Raw genomic sequence first — 17,744 nt, 5'->3', positions numbered from 1 at the left:
CCAACGCTGTGGGGCGAGCGAGGCGCCGAAGCTGCCAATCTCCCCCCTCGTGGGGGGATGTCCGGCAGGACAGAGGGGGGCGCGAAGAAACACGACCATAGCGGATCGTCCTATTGCCGAGGATTGTTGCGATGGCTCAGGCAGTGGTCAGAAGGATGCCGTGACCGAATTCGTCGGCCAATTTCATGATAAGCAGCTTCTCACGCGCCGTAAGGCGCTTTTGGTCGACAAAGCGCCAGTTGCGTTCGTAAAGCGCAAAGGCCTCTTTCGCGGGAATAGGACGCGCGACATCGCGGTTCCAGGCGAGCGCCTGGAGCTCAGGAAACTCCGCAGGAATGATCGGCGCAATATTCGCGGTCATAGCCCACTCAAGATAATGCAGAGCGCTTAACAAATCGAATGTCGGCGGGATCAGGCCGGCAGCGCCTCGGAGAACTCCACCGCCCTGCCCTGGCCGGGTGTCGCGATCTCGCCTTCCCACATGACGCGCGTGCCGCGCACGATGGTGCCGACCGGCCAGCCGGTGACCTCTTTGCCGTCATAGGGCGTCCATCCGGCCCTGGAGCCGGCCTGCGCGTTGGTGATGGTCTCGCGCCGCTTCATGTCGACGATCGTGAAATCGGCATCGTAGCCGGCGGCGATGCGGCCTTTCCTGGCCATGCCGAAAATGCGCTGCGGACCATGGCTGGAAAGGTCGACGAAGCGCTGCAGGCTGAGCCGGCCGGCATTGACGTGGTCGAGCATGATCGGCACCAGCGTCTGCACGCCGGTCATGCCGGACGGCGAGGCCGGATAGGGCTTCGCCTTCTCGGCCAGCGTGTGCGGCGCGTGGTCGGAGCCAAGGACATCGACGATGCCCTGCGAAATGCCGTGCCAGACGCCTTCACGATGGCGTGGCGCCCGCACCGGCGGGTTCATCTGGATGAGCGTGCCAAGCCCCGCATAGTCGTCGGCGCTCAGCGTCAGATGATGCGGCGTGGCCTCGCAGGTCGCGACATCCTTGTGCTGCTCGAGGAAGACGATCTCCTCCGCCGTCGATATGTGCAGCACATGGATGCGCGCGCGTGTCTGCCTGGCGATGCGCACCAGCCGCTCCGTGCAACGCAGCGCCGCGATCTCGTCGCGCCAGACTGGATGTGAAGACGGATCGCCCTCGACGCGCTCGCCGAGCCGTTCGCGCAGGCGGAACTCGTCCTCCGAGTGGAAGGCGGAGCGGCGGCGGGTGTTGCGCAGGATCGAGGCGACGCCTTCGTCGTCCTCGACCAGAAGGTCGCCGGTGGACGAGCCCATGAACACTTTTATGCCGGCCGCGCCCGGCAGCCGTTCCAGTTCGCCGACATCACGAGCATTGTCGCGCGTCCCGCCGACCCAGAAGGCGAAGTCGCAATGCATGCGGTCGGTAGCGCGGCGCACCTTGTCGGCAAGTGCTGCCTCGCTGGTGGTCAGCGGATTGGTGTTGGGCATTTCGAAGACGGCGGTGACGCCGCCCAGCACCGCGGCGCGGGAGCCGGTTTCCAGATCCTCCTTGTGCTCCAGCCCCGGTTCGCGAAAATGCACCTGGCTGTCAACGACGCCCGGCAGGATGTGCAGGCCCGTGCAGTCAATGGTTTCGCCGGCCGAAGCCTGGCCGAGATCGGCGATCCGCGCGATGCGTCCGGCCTTCACGCCGATGTCGCGCCGTCCCTCGCCGTCATGGTTGACCACCGTGCCGCCTGTCAGGATGAGGTCGAAGGTGGTTGCCATGGGCAGGTCCAATCTCTTGCGGGGGGAGTGTGGCCGGCTTACGTAATGACCGGACGTTTTGCAAGATCAGGCCGATTTCACGCTCATGCCCTTTGCCCAAATCAAAGACCGCGCGCTCATTTCCGTGTCAGGCCCCGATGCCGAGCATTTTTTGCAGAACATCCTCACCACCGATCTCGACGCCCTCGGCCGGGGCCAGGCAAAACCTGGCGCGCTGCTTTCGCCGCAGGGCAAGATTCTGTTCGATTTCCTGGTCTCGCGCGCCGGCGACGATGGCTTCCAACTGGAATGCCGGGCCGACATCGCCGACGACTTCGTGCGCAGGCTGATGCTTTACCGGCTAAGGGCAAAGGCCGAGATCGCCAAGCAGGATCAGGTGCTTGTCACAGTCGCATGGGGTGATGATTCAACCGCCTCACGTTCTGATTCAACAGCGCTCTCCGACACGCGGTTTCAAGATATCACGGTTACCCGCACTTATGGCGGCGAGGCACGGGACGGCGGCGACCCGAATGGCTGGCTGAACATGCGCATCGGCAACGGCATTGCCGAAAGCGGCAGCGACTACCAGCTTGGCGATGCCTTCCCGCATGACGTGCTGCTCGACGAGACGGGCGGCGTCGGTTTCAAGAAGGGCTGCTATATCGGCCAGGAAGTGGTCTCGCGCATGCAGCATCGCGGCACCGCGCGGCGCCGTGTGCTGATCGCTTCGGCCGATAGCCCCCTGCCCGCCGCCGGGACCGAGCTCACCGTGGCCGGCCGACTGGTGGGCACGCTCGGGTCTGTCGGCCACCGGACTGGTCTCGCCATTGCCCGCATCGACCGCGTCAAGGCGGCGCTGGATGCCGGCGAGGCGATCACGGCGGGCGAGATTCCGGTAAGGCTCGCCATTCCCGCCTGGGTGAAGTACACCTTCCCTGAAGGTGCGGTCAGCGCGGAGGGGGCCTGATGGCGGCCGACCGGGCCGGCGCGCCGCCGCGCGCCTGGCAACGCATGCTGTCCGGCCGGCGGCTCGACCTGCTCGATCCCTCGCCGCTGGACATCGAGATCGCCGATATCGCGCACGGGCTCGCCCGCGTCGCGCGCTGGAACGGCCAGACCAGAGGCGACCACGCCTTCTCGGTGGCGCAGCATTCGCTGCTGGTCGAAGCTCTCTACGGTGAACTGGCGCCTGCAGCCCCGGCCGAGGCGCGGCTCGCAGCGCTGCTGCATGATGCGCCGGAATATGTCATCGGCGACATGATCTCGCCGTTCAAATCGGTGATGGGCGGTTCCTACAAGGATTGCGAGCTGCGCCTGCAGCGCGCGATCCATCTGCGTTTCTCGCTGCCGGCGGAACTCGCCGCCTCCTTGCGCAACGACATCAAGCGCGCCGACCAGATCGCCGCCTATTACGAGGCGACGCTACTGGCCGGCTTTTCGACCGCTGAGGCGACCGAGTATTTCGGCCGGCCGCGCGGCTTCTCCGCCGATAGCTTCGACTTCACACCAAAATCCGTGACCTGGGCGCAAACAGCTTTTCTCAGGCGTTTCAAGACGCTGGAAACCAGGCGCCAGTCTTCGCGCGCGGTCAATTCCACCCCTTAATAGAACGCTAAATTAACCGGCGAGCAGGACAGTATTTGCGTTCGGTCACGATCCGAAGGCGTGCTCATGCCCGGCGCACATGTCAAGACTGGTTCGTTCGCCGGCAAGCGAAGAGCGGCCGGTGTTGGCCCGGTGCGACGAATAGCCGAAGAACTTCGCGCGCAGAACGAGCGCTTCGCGGCGGCTGTCGAGAATATGTCGCATGGCCTGTGCATGTTCGACGCCGATGAGCGGATGATTATCTGCAACCGCAACTACATCGACCTTTTCCGCCTCGACGCCAAGGTGATGAAGCCCGGCATCCGCTTCTTCGACATCCTCCAGCACAGCGTCGACATCGGCATCGCCTCGCAAAGCGCCGAGGAGCTCTATGCCGTCCGCAAGCCCTATATCGACGGCGCGAAGCCCTCGACCTATGAGGAGGCTCTGGCGGATGGGCGCATCATCGTCATCTCGCACCGGCCGCTGGCTTCCGGCGGCTGGGTCTCGATCTACGAGGACGTGACCGTGCAACGGCGCGCCGAAAAGGAGCTGAAGGAGCAGCACCGCCGCTTCGACGCTGCCTTAGCCAACATGTCGCAAGGCCTGCTGATGTATGACGCCGGCGGCAAGATGATCGTGCGCAATCAGCGTTTTCTGGAGCTCTACAACGTAGCCGCGGCAGATTTCCCGTTCGGCACGACGCACCGGGACGCGCTCAAACGACTGCTGGAGCTCGGCATCTACACAAAGATCGATGTCGACAGCGAAGTCGCCAAGACCGAAGCTTGCCTGCGGGCGGGGCAGATGCATTCGACTTACCGGTATCTTGCCGACGGCAGGACATTTCTGGTTGTCCGTCAGCCGATGAGCGGCGGCGGCTGGGTGGTGACCTTCGACGACGTCACCGAGCGCCGGCGCACCGAAGAGCGTATGACGCATCTTGCGCATCACGACACGCTGACCAACCTGCCCAACCGGTCGATGTTTCGCGAAAAGCTGGACCAGGCGCTTGGCGAGGCAAAGCCGCTGGCAATCCTGTCGCTCGACCTCGACCGCTTCAAGGCCGTTAACGACACGTTCGGCCACCCGGCCGGCGACTGGCTGCTGAAATGCGTCGCCAAGCGGCTACAGCAGGCCGTGCGCAGCAGCAAGGACGTGGTGGCGCGCTTCGGCGGCGACGAATTCGCCATCATCCAGTCGGGCATCAAGAGCGTCGCCGACGCCGAAAAGCTCGCCAAGCGCATTGTCGAGATCGTCGGCAAGCCTTATCGCGACAAGGGGCGAGAGATGCATGTTGGCGTGAGCCTCGGCATCGCGCTCTATCCCGGCGACGGACACGACGCCGACACGCTGCTCACCAACGCCGACATGGCACTCTACCGGGGCAAGAGCGAAGGGCGCAACGTCTACCGCTTCTTCGAGCAGGGCATGGATGCGCTGATGCGGGAGCGCCGGGCGCTCGAGGCCGATCTCGAGGCAGCGCTGTCCAGGCGCGAATTCGAACTCGACTTCCAGCCAATCCTCGACATCGGCTCCGGCAAAATTGTCGGCGCGGAAGCCCTGATGCGCTGGCGCTCGCGGTCGCGCGGCCTGGTATCGCCGGAAAACTTCATCGCCGCCGCCGAGGAAACCGGACTGATCGTGCAGCTCGGCGATTGGGCGTTGCGCAAGGCTTGCAACGTGGCGGCGAACTGGCCGCCGGACATGCGCATGGCCGTCAATGTCTCGGCCGCGCAGATCAAGAGCGGCGGGTTCGCTCGCAGCGTGATCTCGGCGCTTGCCTTTTCCGGCCTGCCGGCCAACCGCCTGGAGCTCGAAATCACCGAGACGGTGATGATGGACGAAAGCGACGCGGTGCTGAAGACGCTGAGCCAGTTGCGCGGTCTCGGCGTGCGCATCGCGCTCGACGATTTCGGCACCGGCTATTCCTCGCTTGGCTACCTTCGGCGCTTCCCCGTCGACAAGATCAAGATCGACCGCTCCTTCATCCGCGATCTCGACAAGCGCGACACGGCGGCGATCGTGCGCACGGTGATCAGGCTCGGCGCCGAGCTCGGCATCACCGTCACCGCCGAAGGGGTCGAGACCGAAGCGCAGCTCGATATGCTTCGCAAAGCCGGTTGCGGCGAGGCGCAAGGCTTTCTGATCGGCGTGCCGGCCAAGGCGTCCGACATTGGCAGGCTGCTGCGCTCGCAGGCGCAGCTGCGCCAATCAGGCTGACTTCTCCTACTTGCACGTGTTGAGATTCAGGTCAGGCCGTGCCGAGAATGACGGATTCCGAGAACCGGAGCGGAGCGCACTGAAGGACGTGAGCACCGGAAGCGCAGGAAGCTGGCATTTGCAGGCCGGCACCACCTGAATATCGACACGCGCTAGCGCAGTGCCTCTATGTATTTCTCGTGGAAAGAGACATAGCCTGGCTCGACCACCTTGAGGTGCCGCTCGATCAGACGGTGAAATTCCGGCAGCTGGTGGAACGGCACGCCGGGATAGGCGTGGTGCTCGGCATGATAAGGCATGTTCCAGGCGAGCTTGCGCACGAACCAGTTGGTCAGCGTCGTGCGGGTGTTTTCCAGCATGTTGGCGACAAAGGGACAGCGGCCGTGCTCGGCCAGCAGATAGAGCCTGAGGAACGGCTGGCCGAGCAGCGCCGGCACGATCCAGACATAGAGCAGCACCGAGGCACTGAACCAGACCGCAAGCGCCAGCAGGACGACATAGAAGGCGGTCATCGTCCGCGCCTCGGCCTTCACTTTTGGCAAGCCCTTTGGCGGCACGTAGGTGTCGCGGCAGCGCCCCATCGCATTGGTGTAGAGCGTCTTGAAATGCCCCCACCACACCGGCAGGCCGGAGACGTGGACGATGTATTGCCGCATCGTCTCGGGCTTCGGGAAAGCGAGCTCCGGATCGTTTTCGGGATCCTGGGTGAAGCGGTGATGGGCGAAATGGAAGTAGCGGAACCAGTCGGCCGGCAGCGCGAGCGCCAGACTGCAAAAGCGCGCGACGGTATCGTTCAACCACTGCGTTTCGAACGCCGTCCTGTGCACCGTTTCATGCAACAGCGTGAACAGGAAGACGATCAGGATGCCCTGCGGCAGCATCAGGACCGGCCAGAAACGCACCTTGGCCGCGATCAGCGCGCCAAGGAGGATGATCGCGCCGAGATGGAGCGCGAACTGAACAAGGGCCGGCCCATCCGATTTGCCGGTCAGCCGGCTGCGCTCCTCATTCGTCAGCGAGGCTATCACGGAGCGATGGTCGATGGCTGCGTCGTGGTCGATTGCGTTCATGAGATCACGATACCCAGAAACAAACCTCTCGAAAAACGAGGATTTCTGCGAAATAGGTAAGGTAATCTTATCTTTCGGATTGTTATGGCCGCCCTTCCCTCCTTGCGCGGACCGACTGGGGAACCGACCGGCGCATCTTTCCCATCCTGGCGCAACTGGTTCGAGGCGACGGGAAGCGAAGCGGACCACGCAATGCAGAGCGGTCTCTCCGCGAATTCGTCGCGGGCAGTGCTCGATCTCGCCATTTCAGGGCTGGGCATGGCGCTGGCGCAAGGCGTCTACTGCGCCCAGGCGCTGGAAGCCGGCCGGCTGGTCCGGCCCGTTGCCAGATCGCTGGAGTTGCGCCAGCCCTACTGCCCGACGATCCCGGAACGCGGCGCCAGACGCGATATCGTGGCGGCGTTCCGCGAATGGCTGATTGGGGAATGCGTGCGCGCGGTCGGATCGCCGGCGCTTGGCGCCACAGCTCAGCGCCGTCTTTGACCGAATTGGCCAGGGGCACGACGCGCCGGCTCGGGTATGATTGCCTGCCGAGCCGGTTCGGCACGCGGTCCGTGGGCAAATCCACCCGGCACGAACCCAAGCACTATTATCGCGGCAATGAAGCTGTATTGTAGGATGTCAAAGGCCGGCGGCGGAAGACTGCCGGGAAGAACTGAAATTGCAAGCTTCGGCGCAAGAACGCCGAACCCTACCGCGGCCGGCCAACCAATGTCGCGCACGCGGGCGAATACCATCCAAATGATCGCGACGATGGTGGCAAAGCCCATCGCCACAAGGATGGAGATATAGACCGTGCCGATGGCGGAGCTCTTTGCCTCCATAGCGAGCCCTCTGGCGACCATGCCGGAAGCAAGTTGCTCGGCGGATTTCGGCTTATCGTGCATCCCATAGTCCGGCGTCCTCAGTTCCTCGACAAAGGACTTTTGGCTCAGGGCCATACTGTTGCCGTCAGCCGCATAGATCTGCCTTTGAATGTTCTCTTTGGTCCCGACCAGAAAATGCTGGATAGGGTCCTTGGCAAAATCAAACCCGATCAAGAAGACCAAAAGAACGAGGTAAAGAATTTGGCCGCAATTGCCCGATTGAAACAGCCTGATCATCTTTTTAGAGCCTCTGGGCAATCCACAATATAGGCGGAATAGCAAGCCGGGCTTAAGACGCAGTTAGGCAGTTCTGTGCAAATTGAAGAAACGGCGGGCCAGGATATTCGCTTAGAGATGCCCGGCCAGCGCCGCAACCATGTCCTTGCTCGTCGCCACTGGAATGATCTCGAACTCGACGAGGTCGTTCCACTCGATGGCCCAGCGCTGCAGGATCGTGACGTCGTCGGCCTCCACCAGCAGGAAGCAGCGGCTCATATCGGCCGCGATCCAGGAGTGGTGGACAACGAGCTCGTCAGGCTTCAGCCGGCCCTTGTCGCGAAAGCGGCGATAGATCTCCTTGCGGTCCGCGCCATGAAAGTCCTCGATCACTAGGAATAGCATTTGTTTCCCTCGGTTTGATTGAACTGAGGAACTGAGGAGATTAAGAAATGATGGGCTGATGACGCAAGGACAGATGGTTCCGCCAGACACTCCATTCTTCAGTTCTTCAGTTCTTCAGTTCTTCAGTTCCTCTTCTCCCGCCGCTACTTCTCCGGCCTTTCCAGGCGCTCCAGGAACCACTGCGTCAGCCGCACCCAGAGCTCGTCCTTCTCGCCCGAATCCTCCCAGCCATGGTCGAGGTTGGGATTGTCGTTGACCTCGATGACGAAGACGCCGTCCTTGGTCTCCTTGAGGTCGACGCCGTAGAGCCCGTCGCCGATGCATTTTGCCGCCCGCACCGCCGTCTCGACGACATGCGGCGGCGTCTGCTTCAGCGTGAACGTCTTGATGCCGCCCTGGTCGGGCTTGCCGCTGGCTTTGTGGTTGACGATCTGCCAGTGCTTTTTCGCCATCAGATAATGCACGGCAAACAGCGGCTGGCCGCCGAGCACGCCGACGCGCCAGTCATATTCGGTCGGGATGAATTTCTGCGCGATCAAGAGATCGGAATCGTCCAGCCATTCGGTCGCGAGCTTGGTCAGCTCGGCCATGTTCTCGCATTTTTTGACGCCGCGCGAGAAAGACGAATCCGGGATCTTCAGCACCAGGGGGAAGCCGAGCGTCTGCGCCGCCACCTCGAAGTCGGACGTGCCGGCAATCATCACCGTCGGCGGCACCGGCACCTTGTTGTAGGTCATCAGCTCGTTGAGATAGACCTTGTTGGTGCAGCGGATCATCGACAGCGGATCGTCGATCACCGGCATGCCTTCCTGCTGGGCGCGGCGCGCGAAGCGGTAGGTGTGGTTGGAGATCGCCGTGGTCTCGCGGATAAACAGCGCGTCGTAATTGGCGAGTTTGGCGAGGTCCTTCCTGGTGATCGGCTCGACCTCGACGCCCATCTTCTCGGCGATTCTCGCCCAATAGCGCAGCGAGGAAATCTCCGACGGCGGCAGTTCCTCATGCGGATCGACCAGCGTCGCGAACGTGTAGCGCGCCGGCGTGCGGCCCTTGGTGTCGCGCCATTCGCGGTTGGTGTAGGTGTCCAGGCACTGCAGGAAGAACTCTTCCTCATCCTCGGACATGCGGGCAAGCGGCAGGAAGCCGATCTTGCGGATCGAGGCCCATTCGGCGCTGTCCTTGATGTGGACCTCGAGCGCCGGCGCGCGGAACCAGTCGAACAACAGCTTGGCGAAACGATCCCATACTTTCGACGGACCGATGCCGAAGAAGATCGCTACCTTGGCCGGAAAAATCCCGCCGAGATCCTTGCGGCATTTGTTCAGGGCGAGCTCGAGCTCCGGCAGCGCGTGCTCGTAGAGCTTGCGCTCCGAAAGGTCGATCATGGTCTCGACGGTCGGGATCACCCTGTGGCCGCGCGAGCCCGCGAGAAGCGAGGCGTAGTAGCCGCGGCTCTGGTAGCCGTAATTGTTCGACAGGTTGATCACCTTCGGCCGCTGGCCGCGGAACAGCGCCGGATGCGCGAGATAGTCGCGGTTGGTGATGATCTTGTGGGGTGTGGCCACCTGATCGAGATCGTTCTGCCTGCCTGTCAGGATAACCCAGGTCATTGTCTCAGCGTTTTCCCAGAGTGATGGCGGCGCGCAAACCGTCGCGGCCAAACTGCGCCATATTCATGAAGATGTCGTAGGGCACCGGAATGTTCGCGGCATCGAGGATCGTTTCCTGCCTTTCATCCTCGACCCAAGGATCGTGGATCAGGATATGGTCGCCATCGTCGCCGATGGCCAGCACCCAATGCGGCACCTTCTTGCCGAACATCAGGAAGCCGCTGATCAGGACCACAACCAGCTTGCCCTCGGCAAGGGCGTCACGGATGTCGCCGATGCCGAACGGACGGTAATTGACAGGGATGCCGTAGAGTTCGGCGCGACGGCGGAAATCGACCTGGGCAAGCTCCATCACCCGGCGCTTGTCCTCGCTCCTCACCGACTGGAGGAACAACGCGCCATAAAAGGAGACGAATATCTCGGCCGCAAGTCCGCTCTCATAGCCGGCGACCGCCAGGCCGAAAGGCTCGCAGCCGCCAGGGCCGGACATCATGAAGACTGTGGTGGCCTCGCGCCACAGGCGAATCTCCATGACCGGGTCTGGCACGAAGCCAGGATCGAAATTGGCCATCGCCATCATCAGGCAGCAAGGGCCGCAGGTGAACTCGCAGGTCTGCTGGTAGAACGGCACCTTAGTCGCGGTCGGCGTGTCGCCGCGCAGCGTCTTTTCATAGCGCAGCGCGGTCGCGCCATCCTCGTAATAGTCGGGCTCGCGGCCCAATTTCCGATAGCCGGCCTCTTCGTAGATACGGATGGCGCGCTGATTGTCCTCGCGCACTTCGAGGCGCAGCAACAGCCGGTCATGCTCGAAGGCCGCTTCCTCGGCGGCCGCCAGCAGAAGTCGGCCGATGCCGAGGCGGCCAAAGAAGGGTCCGACGGCGATGGAATAAAGCCGCGCGACGCCGCTGCCCTTGCGAAACAGCACCACCGCATAGCCGGCGACGCGGCCCTCGTTCTCGGCCACCAGCATCTCGGCGGTGTCGCGTTCGATGAACTGGCGGAAGGAGCGGCGCGAGAGCCTGTCGCCCGGAAAAACAGCCTTCTCGATGGCGGCGAGGTCATCGACGTCTGACGCGCGGGCCTTGCGGATCTCGGCAGGCATGCGGGCTAAGGAAAACCTCGATTGTTTAAGAAACGGCCCCGGTGGATGCGTCGCGAATACTGGCCGAAGCGCCAGTATTCATCAAGCGCTATCGCTCCTTGATTAGGGCTGAATTGTGACAGTTTCCGCGGCGGCGGCAAAGGGCCAAGCGTTTGAACAGAATTGCCGTTCAAAGGAACTGCCGGCCGACGAAAAAACGCAGCCGATTCAGCTCGATATGCCGGCCAGCAGCTGGCCGTAGGCGCTCTTTGCAACGTCCGACAGGCGCTCCGGCGGCAACGAGCCGACGACGGCGCAAGCATAGCCTTTATCCAGCCAGTAGACCGCCTCCGGTCCACCCCCCTCGGCAGTATAGGTGCCCTTGGACGTCGCCGACGATTCGGCGGTGACAAAGAGCGAGATTCGTTCGCCCTTGGCGTCCTCGTAGAGCAGCATCGCCGCCTTGCCCTGGCCGCCAGCCGGCAGCAGCCGCCCACCGACCAGTTGGAAGCCCTCGGCCGCCAGGTCGGGCGCAACCAGCTTCAGCCCGACTCGGTTCGACAGCCAGGTCTGGAGATGGTCCTTGTCGCTTGCCGGGACCTCGACGGCATGGCGCTTCTCGGCGGCGTACAGGACATGAGCGGCGATCGCCTGCTCGGCGAGCTGGTCGTCGCCGTCGTCGCCGCGGCTGACGCTGTCAATGCCGGCGACATAGCCGCCGAGGCCGCCCACAGCGAGCACAACGGCGGCTGCGGCCGAGAGCCACCAGCGCGAGCGCCAGGGCGATGCTTTTGCAGGCGCCTCGCCAAGCACGACCTGCCGCAGCCTCGCTGGCACCGGCTCGTCCATCACGCCGGCCAGGGCGGCGCGCATGGCGGCGCGGTCGGCGATGTAGCGCGCGGACTTTGCCTTCATCTCGGGATTGGCCTCGAGCCAGGAGTCGTAGGCCATGCGCTCCTCGCCCGGCAGCTCGCCATCGAGGGCCATATGGATATCGCGTTCGGAAAAATCGCTGCGGGTCATTTCTCGACGATCCTTATCGAGCGGCGGCGCGATGTGTCGTCGAGCAATCCTCGCAATTCCTCGCGGCCGCGCGCGATGCGCGACATCAGCGTGCCGGCCGGCACGCCAAGGATGTTGGCGGCCTCGGCATAGGAAAAGCCCTCGATGGCGACCATCACCAATGCCGCGCGGCGATCGGGGCTGATCGCCTGCAAGGCATCCATGATCTCGCGCGAGGCGATGGTCTCGACCTGATCGGCGGGCGCGGCTTGGGCCTCACCGGCTTCGAGAGGCAGCATCGCCGCCTCGCCGCGCCGGTTGACCTTGCGCATCTGGTCGATGAACAAGTGATGCATGATCGTAAACAGCCACCTCCGGGGGCTCTCTCCAGTCTGCCAGTTGTCGAGCCGCACGAGCGCCCGCTCCAGGCAATCCTGGACCAGGTCGTCGGCGGAATCGCGCTCGCGCAGCAGCGAGCGCGCATAGCGCCGCAGCCGCGGTATCTCGCTCAGGATCGCTGCCTTCTTGTCGTCCATGACCGCTTGTTTCGAGGTCGCTTTCCATCCGGATAGAACGCGCCTTTGCGGCGCGGTGCAAGCAGTCAGCGCGAAGCGGCCCAACCGCTGCGGTTACCCAAGCACATGAATAACGCCGGCAGAGGGCGGTTTATTCCCGCCAATTGGAGAGAAAGCCAGTTATTTCAAATCCGTCAGCAGGAAATCATTGCCTTTGTAGAGCAGCGGAATATCGAGCACCTTGGCGCAGGCATAGGCAAAACAATCACCCAGGTTCAGATCGGCTTGATGACCAACGGCCTTGCCATAGCGCGCGCTTGCATCGATAGCGCGCGAGCCGATTTCGTCGCCGATCGGCACATTTTCTCCACCAATTTCCAAAATCAGCTGGTCTACCAGATCGCGAGCCTTCAGGAGCGCTTCAGCGGTCGGCTTGCGGGAACCCGCGCCGGCTCGCGCCAGTGCCTGTGTCGCCTCAAAGCGGACCATCGCGGAGACGTAGAAGTCGACAGTTCCGGAGAGTTGTTTGAACAATTCTTCCCAGCCTGGTTCCTGGTTGAGAATGGCGACAAGCACCGAAGCGTCGACAAACATCAATCTTCCCACATCTCATCGGTGAATTTCTTCATGTCGAAATCGGGATTGGGCAGACCGATCTTCTTCGCCTCCGCCTGAAGCCTGACGATCCGGTCGCGCAGCGGCACCTTGGCGCGATGGCGTTCCAGTTCGTGCAAAAGCGCGGTCCGCACGGCCTCGGTCTTGCTGGTCGCATTGGTCTCGCGCTGCAACTTTGCGGCCAGCGCATCGACCTCGTCGTCGCGAATGTAGAGCGGCATGAATATCTCCTATTGGATATTTATATATTCCATTTTGAATATCCAAACAAGTCCAATCACTACGCTTCCCTCGCCGCCCTTGTCAGCAACCGCTGATAGAACAGCCCTATCCCGATCAGCACGGCACCCAGACCGATGAAGGACAGCGCGCGCAGCACGCCTTCGAGTTCCGACATGTCGAAGAGGAAGACTTTCAGCACCGCGACCGCGATCAGCGCCGCCGACGCGATGCGCAATACCTGCGATTTCAGCCGGACGCCGGCGGCAAGCAGCGCCACGCCGATGACCAGCCAGAGCGCGGAGTAGGTATAGGTCTCGAGCTGGCCGAGCCCGCTCCACAGGGCGATGAACTCGCCCTTGAACAGGCGGCGCACCGAGAGCGTGGCATAGGCGAAGGCAAGCAGCGCGGCGATCAGCGCGAGCATTGCCGCATACCATCGCGGGCGCTTGTCGCGGACATAGAGTGCCAGCGCCCCGGCGGCGACCGCCGGCAGCAGATAGGCGAGAAACAAAAGGTTGAAGACGGGAACCGTGCCGGTCGACTCGTCCGTCAGCAGCGGGTTCAGCACGACGAAATGCTGGACGGCGATCAGGCCGGCCGAAACCACGCCGGCGGCCATCGAGCCATAACGCAGGACCGAGCTCGGCGAACGCATGTCGATGGCGACCAGTATGGCGCCGGCGCCGAGCGCGATCAGCGTGTAGATCGCCTGTTCGGCAAGAGTGACGGTGCCGGTGTCGATGACGCCGCCATGCATGGCATGGCGCACCAGCATGGCAATGGTAAGCAGCGCGAACAGGGCCGACGCCGCCTCCATGGCAAGGCGCGGCCGGCCATTGGTAGTGCGGGCGAGCTGCCAGGCGGCGAAACCGAAGGCGAGCGCCGGCACGCCATAGCCCGGCAGCAGCCAGTTCAAGACCGGCGTCCTGGCGAGAGACGCCGCGCCGACGATGGTCGGATCGAAGGCGACGCGGCCGAGCACGGCGACCGCCGCGCCCACTGCGATCCAGCCCAGCACGGGGTAGGTGCGCCAGCGCGTTGCCAGCGCCGGGACGACAGCGGCGGCGCCGAGCAGCAGGGTCGTCCAGCCGGAGCCGAAGGCCATGTGCAGCATCAGCAGGCCTGCGACGCCGGCGCCGCCGAGCGCGAATGACACGGCCGGGCCGCCGGCCAGCGGCGGCTCCTCGGCGCGCGCGATCCATTCGCCGCCGGCGGCGAAGGCGAGCGCCAGCAACAGGGCCGGCAGAGCATAGCCGAGATCGCGGTCGATATCGCCGAAGGTCAGCCACAGCGCCAGAAGCACCACCAGCGGCGCAATGACGCCCCAGGCCGCCCAGCAGGCTGCGCGCAATGGAGCGGCGGCGGCGAAGCGGCGTGCCGCCCAGAAACCGGCGGCGAGGAAGATCATGCCGAGCGCGACGCCGATGCGGAAAGTCAGCACGTCGGACGACGCCAAAAGCTGAGCGTCGAGCCCGACGTCGAGCGCATTCGCGCCGATCGTGGCGGGCGGGATGATACCCAGATAGATCATCACGGTCGCGATGCCGGCGGCAAAGACGAGCGGAAGCGCGCGCGGCCGGTAGAGCGCCACCGCGACCAGTGCGGCCAGCAGGATCGCCCCGTGCAAGGCATCGCCGGCGCTGGCAAAGGCCGGATCGACGGACAGGCCGAGCGCGCTCAAGGCGATGAAGAAGCCGGGCACGATCGAAGGCCAGTCGAAGCCGCGCGCCGTATCGTCGCGGCCAGTAACCAAAAAAAGGCCGAGCCAGACGAAAGCCAGCACGGCGAGCGTCGCCAGGCTGATGAACAGGACGGCGGCGAGGTTCACCTCCGGCGCGTCGACCATATAGAGAATGGTCCAGACGCCGGCGCCGGCAAAGGCCGCGGCCACCAGCGCCCTCCAGTCGCGGATGCGGGCGATTGCCGCCGTGGCGGCAAGCACGATCGCGAGATAGACGAACAAGGCCCAGGGATTGGGTGCTTCCGAGGCGACCAGCGCCGGCGTGACCATGGCGCCGACGAGGCCGATGCCGGCCAACGCCAGGCCATGCAGGAGCGAAGCGCCAATGGTCGCGACGCCGATGACACCAAGCAGCGCGAAAGCCGTCGCCGGACCGATGAAGCCATAGATGGCGTGCGCCGCGTAGACCGTGCCGAACAGGATGAAGGCGCCCGCCCCGGTCAGAATCGCGGGGATGTAGGCGCCGGCGGCGCCCTGCACCGGCACCCTGAAGCCGGTGCGACGGATGAATTCGGCGCCGGCAATCAGCACCAGGCCGAGGATGCCGGCCGCGGCGAGGCGCACGCCAGGGCCGAAAATGCCGGCCTCGATGGTGTAGCGGATCAGGAACAGGCCGCCCAGCGCCAGCGCGATGCCGCCGACCCAGACTGCCCAGCGAGTGCCCAGCGCTGTTTCGACATCGGTTTGGCGCGCCGCCTTGGGGGCCTCGGGAGATCCGGCCGCGGGCGTCTCGGCTACGGTGGCGGGTTGCGCCGGTGCGGCGGATTGCACCAGGGCCGCCTTGCCCTTCGTCCAGGGTCCGGCCACGGCCTCGCCTTCGGCGGTCTCGGGCGTCGCGACGACCTCCTCGGCCACGGTCGCGCCCTCCGCCAACGGCGCGGCAGGCGCCGCGGCTGCCTTGGCCTTCTCGGCAAGACCGTCCTGCGCGGCGTCCGCCGCGTTAGGCGCCGACAGCGAAGCTCCAGGCTGCACAAGGCCGCGCAGGATACCGAGCTCGCGCTCGACCAGCGCAATGCGGTTCTGCTGTCGTGACACGATGACGAAAAGAGCTATGACAGCGGCAATGGCGATCAGGCTGAAAAACATGGCGGTTTCCCTCAAAACCAGACCGGTCGTGGCCAAAGAATGCGGCAATGAGACGGCTGGTGCAAATCAGCGTCTTGCCGGCTAAAGGCGCCTCGCGCCGAAACGGAGTCAGGCGACGCGCCTTTAGTCATTGTTTTGGTGCATGTCGTTCTCCCAAAACCGCTGCGCACCTTCAGGCCATATGCGCTGTTTTGGTGCATGTCGTTCTCCCAAAACCACTGCGCATTTTTGCGCGGCATGCACTGGCAAGATCGAGCATGTTTCGTCGCCGATTGCCAGCAACTTGCCGGTTTATCCAATGTCGGGCTGCCGAGGCGTCGGCATTGCCGGCGAGATTACGTGACCTCTGCCGCGGAATACTCATGCTATTCTCGCGCGGGCGAAGAAAATGCCGCGAGGTGATGGATGCCGCAAAAAAGCGCTGGCCTGCTGATCCACAGGCGCACCGCCGGTGTGTTCGAATTCCTGCTCGTCCACCCGGGCGGGCCGTTCTGGGCAAGAAAAGATGAAGGCGCGTGGACCATCCCGAAAGGACTGATCGGCGATAACGAGGATGAGCTCGAGGCCGCCAAGCGGGAAGCCGAAGAAGAGCTCGGCGTCACCGTCGACGGCGATTTCCGGCCGCTCGGCAGCTACAAGCAGCCGGGCGGGAAGATCATCATCGCATGGAGCGTCGAGGCGGACATCGATGCGGATGCCGTCAGGAGCAATATGTTCACGATGGAGTGGCCGCCAAAATCGGGGACCATGAAAGCGTTTCCTGAAGTCGACAAGGCCGGCTGGTTTTCGCTGCCCGAAGCCGGCGTCAAGATTCTCAAGGGCCAGCGCCCCATGCTCGACGATTTCCTGGAACGACGCAGCGCCGAATAGGCGGCTGCCTCGCTATCCTGCCTCGCCCGCAATCGCCCTCACCGCGGCATGATGCCGGCGCAGCGCCGCGAGGAAGCCGGCGCGGGCGTCGGGCGGCTCGAGGCCGCGCGGCTCGTAGACGTGACGGGTGAAGAAGAAGCCGCTCAGCCGGAACGCGTCCTCCAGGGCTGCCGCATCGGCGCGCAGGCCGGAGCCGCGCTGCAGGAAGGCGGGCAGCGCCAGCATCTTGTCGTGCCAAGGCGCGCCGGCTTCGCGCGACACGGCGCGTCCGGATTTCGGCGAGACATAGGCGAGATCCTGCCTGGTGCCGGTCGCCGCGCATTGGCTGAGATCGAGGCCGAAGCCCAGTTCATCGAGGATAAGCAGCTCGAACCGCGCCACCAGCTCTCCCGCCGCGTCGGCATCGTCCAGGTGCGAAATCATCACGGCGAGCGCCTCATAAAGGCCGCCATGGGCGTCGCGCTCGGGCAGGAGCCTCAGATGCGCGGCCATGGTCTGCAGGCCGTAGACGGCGACGGCGCTGTCCATCAGCCGCGCGGCGTTCATCTCGATCGCTTCGGCCTGGAAGATGCCGAGATGCTCGTCGAGCCGCGCCCGCCACAGAAGATCGACGCGGTTGCCGGGCTGCAGCACCGGCTGCTGCTTGCGCGAGCGCCCTCCCCGCACTAGGCCGAGATGGCGGCCATGGGCACGCGTCATCACCTCGAGGATGGCGCTGGTTTCGCCATGCTTGCGAGTACCGAGAACGATTCCCTCGTCGCGCCATTCCATGGCGGGAGCTTTTCACCTGTTGGGTGGCGAAATCAAGGTTGACACGGCTAAAGCGGCGAGGATGCTGCCAGCTCCAAATATCGGAATTTTCTCAGAAAGCATTCGGGATTCTCGGGCCGCGCGAATGTCAAATGCAGACGCGTTG

The 17,744-nt window shown here is 64.0% G+C and carries 18 protein-coding genes; 5 read left to right on the top strand and 13 right to left on the bottom strand.

The annotated features are described in order from the left end of the window. Positions 1–136: 136 nt before the first annotated feature. Positions 137–361, bottom strand: a complete 225-nt coding sequence (locus tag LB515_RS26805; RefSeq protein WP_095766953.1) for a hypothetical protein — start codon at positions 359–361, stop codon at positions 137–139. Positions 362–411: 50 nt separating this feature from the next. Further along, positions 412–1,743 (bottom strand): dihydroorotase, encoded by a 1,332-nt coding sequence (locus LB515_RS26800; RefSeq protein ID WP_224709494.1) that lies wholly within the window; start codon positions 1,741–1,743, stop codon positions 412–414. Between the two features lie 85 nt (positions 1,744–1,828). Here LB515_RS26800 and LB515_RS26795 point away from each other — a divergent pair, with 85 nt between their 5' ends. The 3 genes from LB515_RS26795 to LB515_RS26785 all read left to right on the top strand — a co-directional run bounded on the left by LB515_RS26795 (position 1,829) and on the right by LB515_RS26785 (position 5,532). Beyond that, on the top strand, positions 1,829–2,692 hold the full coding sequence (locus LB515_RS26795; protein WP_224709493.1) for a YgfZ/GcvT domain-containing protein: 864 nt from the start codon (positions 1,829–1,831) through the stop codon (positions 2,690–2,692). Next, positions 2,692–3,330 carry a YfbR-like 5'-deoxynucleotidase gene (locus LB515_RS26790; protein WP_140842479.1) on the top strand — a complete coding sequence of 213 codons (639 nt, stop codon included), beginning with the start codon at positions 2,692–2,694 and terminating at the stop codon, positions 3,328–3,330. Before LB515_RS26795 ends, LB515_RS26790 begins: the two co-directional genes overlap by 1 nt. Positions 3,331–3,396: 66 nt before the next feature. After that, the gene (locus LB515_RS26785) at positions 3,397–5,532 is read left to right on the top strand and encodes a putative bifunctional diguanylate cyclase/phosphodiesterase (protein ID WP_224709492.1); all 2,136 of its coding nucleotides are present in this window, start codon (positions 3,397–3,399) and stop codon (positions 5,530–5,532) included. Between the two features lie 152 nt (positions 5,533–5,684). Here the strand turns inward: LB515_RS26785 and LB515_RS26780 are convergent, their stop codons facing one another. After that, a complete protein-coding gene (locus tag LB515_RS26780) occupies positions 5,685–6,575 on the bottom strand; it encodes a fatty acid desaturase family protein (RefSeq protein WP_318011979.1) in 891 nt (296 codons plus the stop codon). A 219-nt stretch (positions 6,576–6,794) separates the two neighbouring features. Between LB515_RS26780 and LB515_RS26775 the strand changes: the two genes are divergently transcribed. Further along, positions 6,795–7,085, top strand: coding sequence for a LysR substrate-binding domain-containing protein (locus tag LB515_RS26775; RefSeq protein ID WP_318011976.1), 291 nt, complete (start codon positions 6,795–6,797; stop codon positions 7,083–7,085). Here LB515_RS26775 and LB515_RS26770 read toward each other — a convergent pair. From LB515_RS26770 to LB515_RS26730, 9 genes are all read right to left on the bottom strand, one after another. Next, complete coding sequence (locus LB515_RS26770) at positions 7,070–7,705, bottom strand: hypothetical protein (RefSeq protein ID WP_140842485.1); 636 nt, start codon at positions 7,703–7,705, stop codon at positions 7,070–7,072. The two genes, LB515_RS26775 and LB515_RS26770, sit on opposite strands and share 16 nt — an antisense overlap. Before the next feature lie 111 nt (positions 7,706–7,816). Further along, positions 7,817–8,089 carry a DUF3303 domain-containing protein gene (locus LB515_RS26765; protein WP_040984213.1) on the bottom strand — a complete coding sequence of 91 codons (273 nt, stop codon included), beginning with the start codon at positions 8,087–8,089 and terminating at the stop codon, positions 7,817–7,819. A 143-nt stretch (positions 8,090–8,232) separates the two neighbouring features. After that, complete coding sequence (locus LB515_RS26760; RefSeq protein WP_224605327.1) at positions 8,233–9,696, bottom strand: RimK family protein; 1,464 nt, start codon at positions 9,694–9,696, stop codon at positions 8,233–8,235. Positions 9,697–9,700: 4 nt separating this feature from the next. Beyond that, positions 9,701–10,798: a GNAT family N-acetyltransferase/peptidase C39 family protein gene (locus LB515_RS26755; protein ID WP_224605325.1), complete on the bottom strand. Its 1,098-nt coding sequence runs from the start codon at positions 10,796–10,798 to the stop codon at positions 9,701–9,703. Between the two features lie 207 nt (positions 10,799–11,005). Next, on the bottom strand, positions 11,006–11,800 hold the full coding sequence (locus LB515_RS26750; RefSeq protein WP_224709491.1) for an anti-sigma factor family protein: 795 nt from the start codon (positions 11,798–11,800) through the stop codon (positions 11,006–11,008). Then, positions 11,797–12,315: an RNA polymerase sigma factor gene (locus LB515_RS26745; protein ID WP_040984221.1), complete on the bottom strand. Its 519-nt coding sequence runs from the start codon at positions 12,313–12,315 to the stop codon at positions 11,797–11,799. Before LB515_RS26745 ends, LB515_RS26750 begins: the two co-directional genes overlap by 4 nt. Before the next feature lie 159 nt (positions 12,316–12,474). Further along, positions 12,475–12,888, bottom strand: coding sequence for a type II toxin-antitoxin system VapC family toxin (locus tag LB515_RS26740; protein WP_224709490.1), 414 nt, complete (start codon positions 12,886–12,888; stop codon positions 12,475–12,477). Next, positions 12,888–13,130: a type II toxin-antitoxin system VapB family antitoxin gene (locus tag LB515_RS26735; protein WP_140545284.1), complete on the bottom strand. Its 243-nt coding sequence runs from the start codon at positions 13,128–13,130 to the stop codon at positions 12,888–12,890. The genes LB515_RS26740 and LB515_RS26735 overlap by 1 nt, the downstream gene beginning before the upstream one ends. Before the next feature lie 59 nt (positions 13,131–13,189). After that, entirely contained in the window at positions 13,190–15,958 is a 2,769-nt protein-coding gene (locus tag LB515_RS26730; RefSeq protein WP_224709489.1) for a DUF2339 domain-containing protein, read from the bottom strand. Between the two features lie 405 nt (positions 15,959–16,363). On the opposite strand from LB515_RS26730, the gene LB515_RS26725 reads away from it, so the two are divergent. Beyond that, complete coding sequence (locus tag LB515_RS26725) at positions 16,364–16,828, top strand: NUDIX domain-containing protein (protein ID WP_224709488.1); 465 nt, start codon at positions 16,364–16,366, stop codon at positions 16,826–16,828. 12 nt (positions 16,829–16,840) lie between these two features. Here LB515_RS26725 and recO read toward each other — a convergent pair whose 3' ends face one another. Further along, a complete protein-coding gene (gene recO, locus LB515_RS26720) occupies positions 16,841–17,599 on the bottom strand; it encodes a DNA repair protein RecO (protein ID WP_140545278.1) in 759 nt (252 codons plus the stop codon). Between the last annotated feature and the right edge of the window lie 145 nt (positions 17,600–17,744).

Source organism: Mesorhizobium sp. CA15 (assembly GCF_020165215.1).
Lineage (GTDB): Bacteria > Pseudomonadota > Alphaproteobacteria > Rhizobiales > Rhizobiaceae > Mesorhizobium.
Note: the sequence above shows the minus strand (reverse complement) of the source record. Positions and strands in the feature narration are given on the sequence as shown.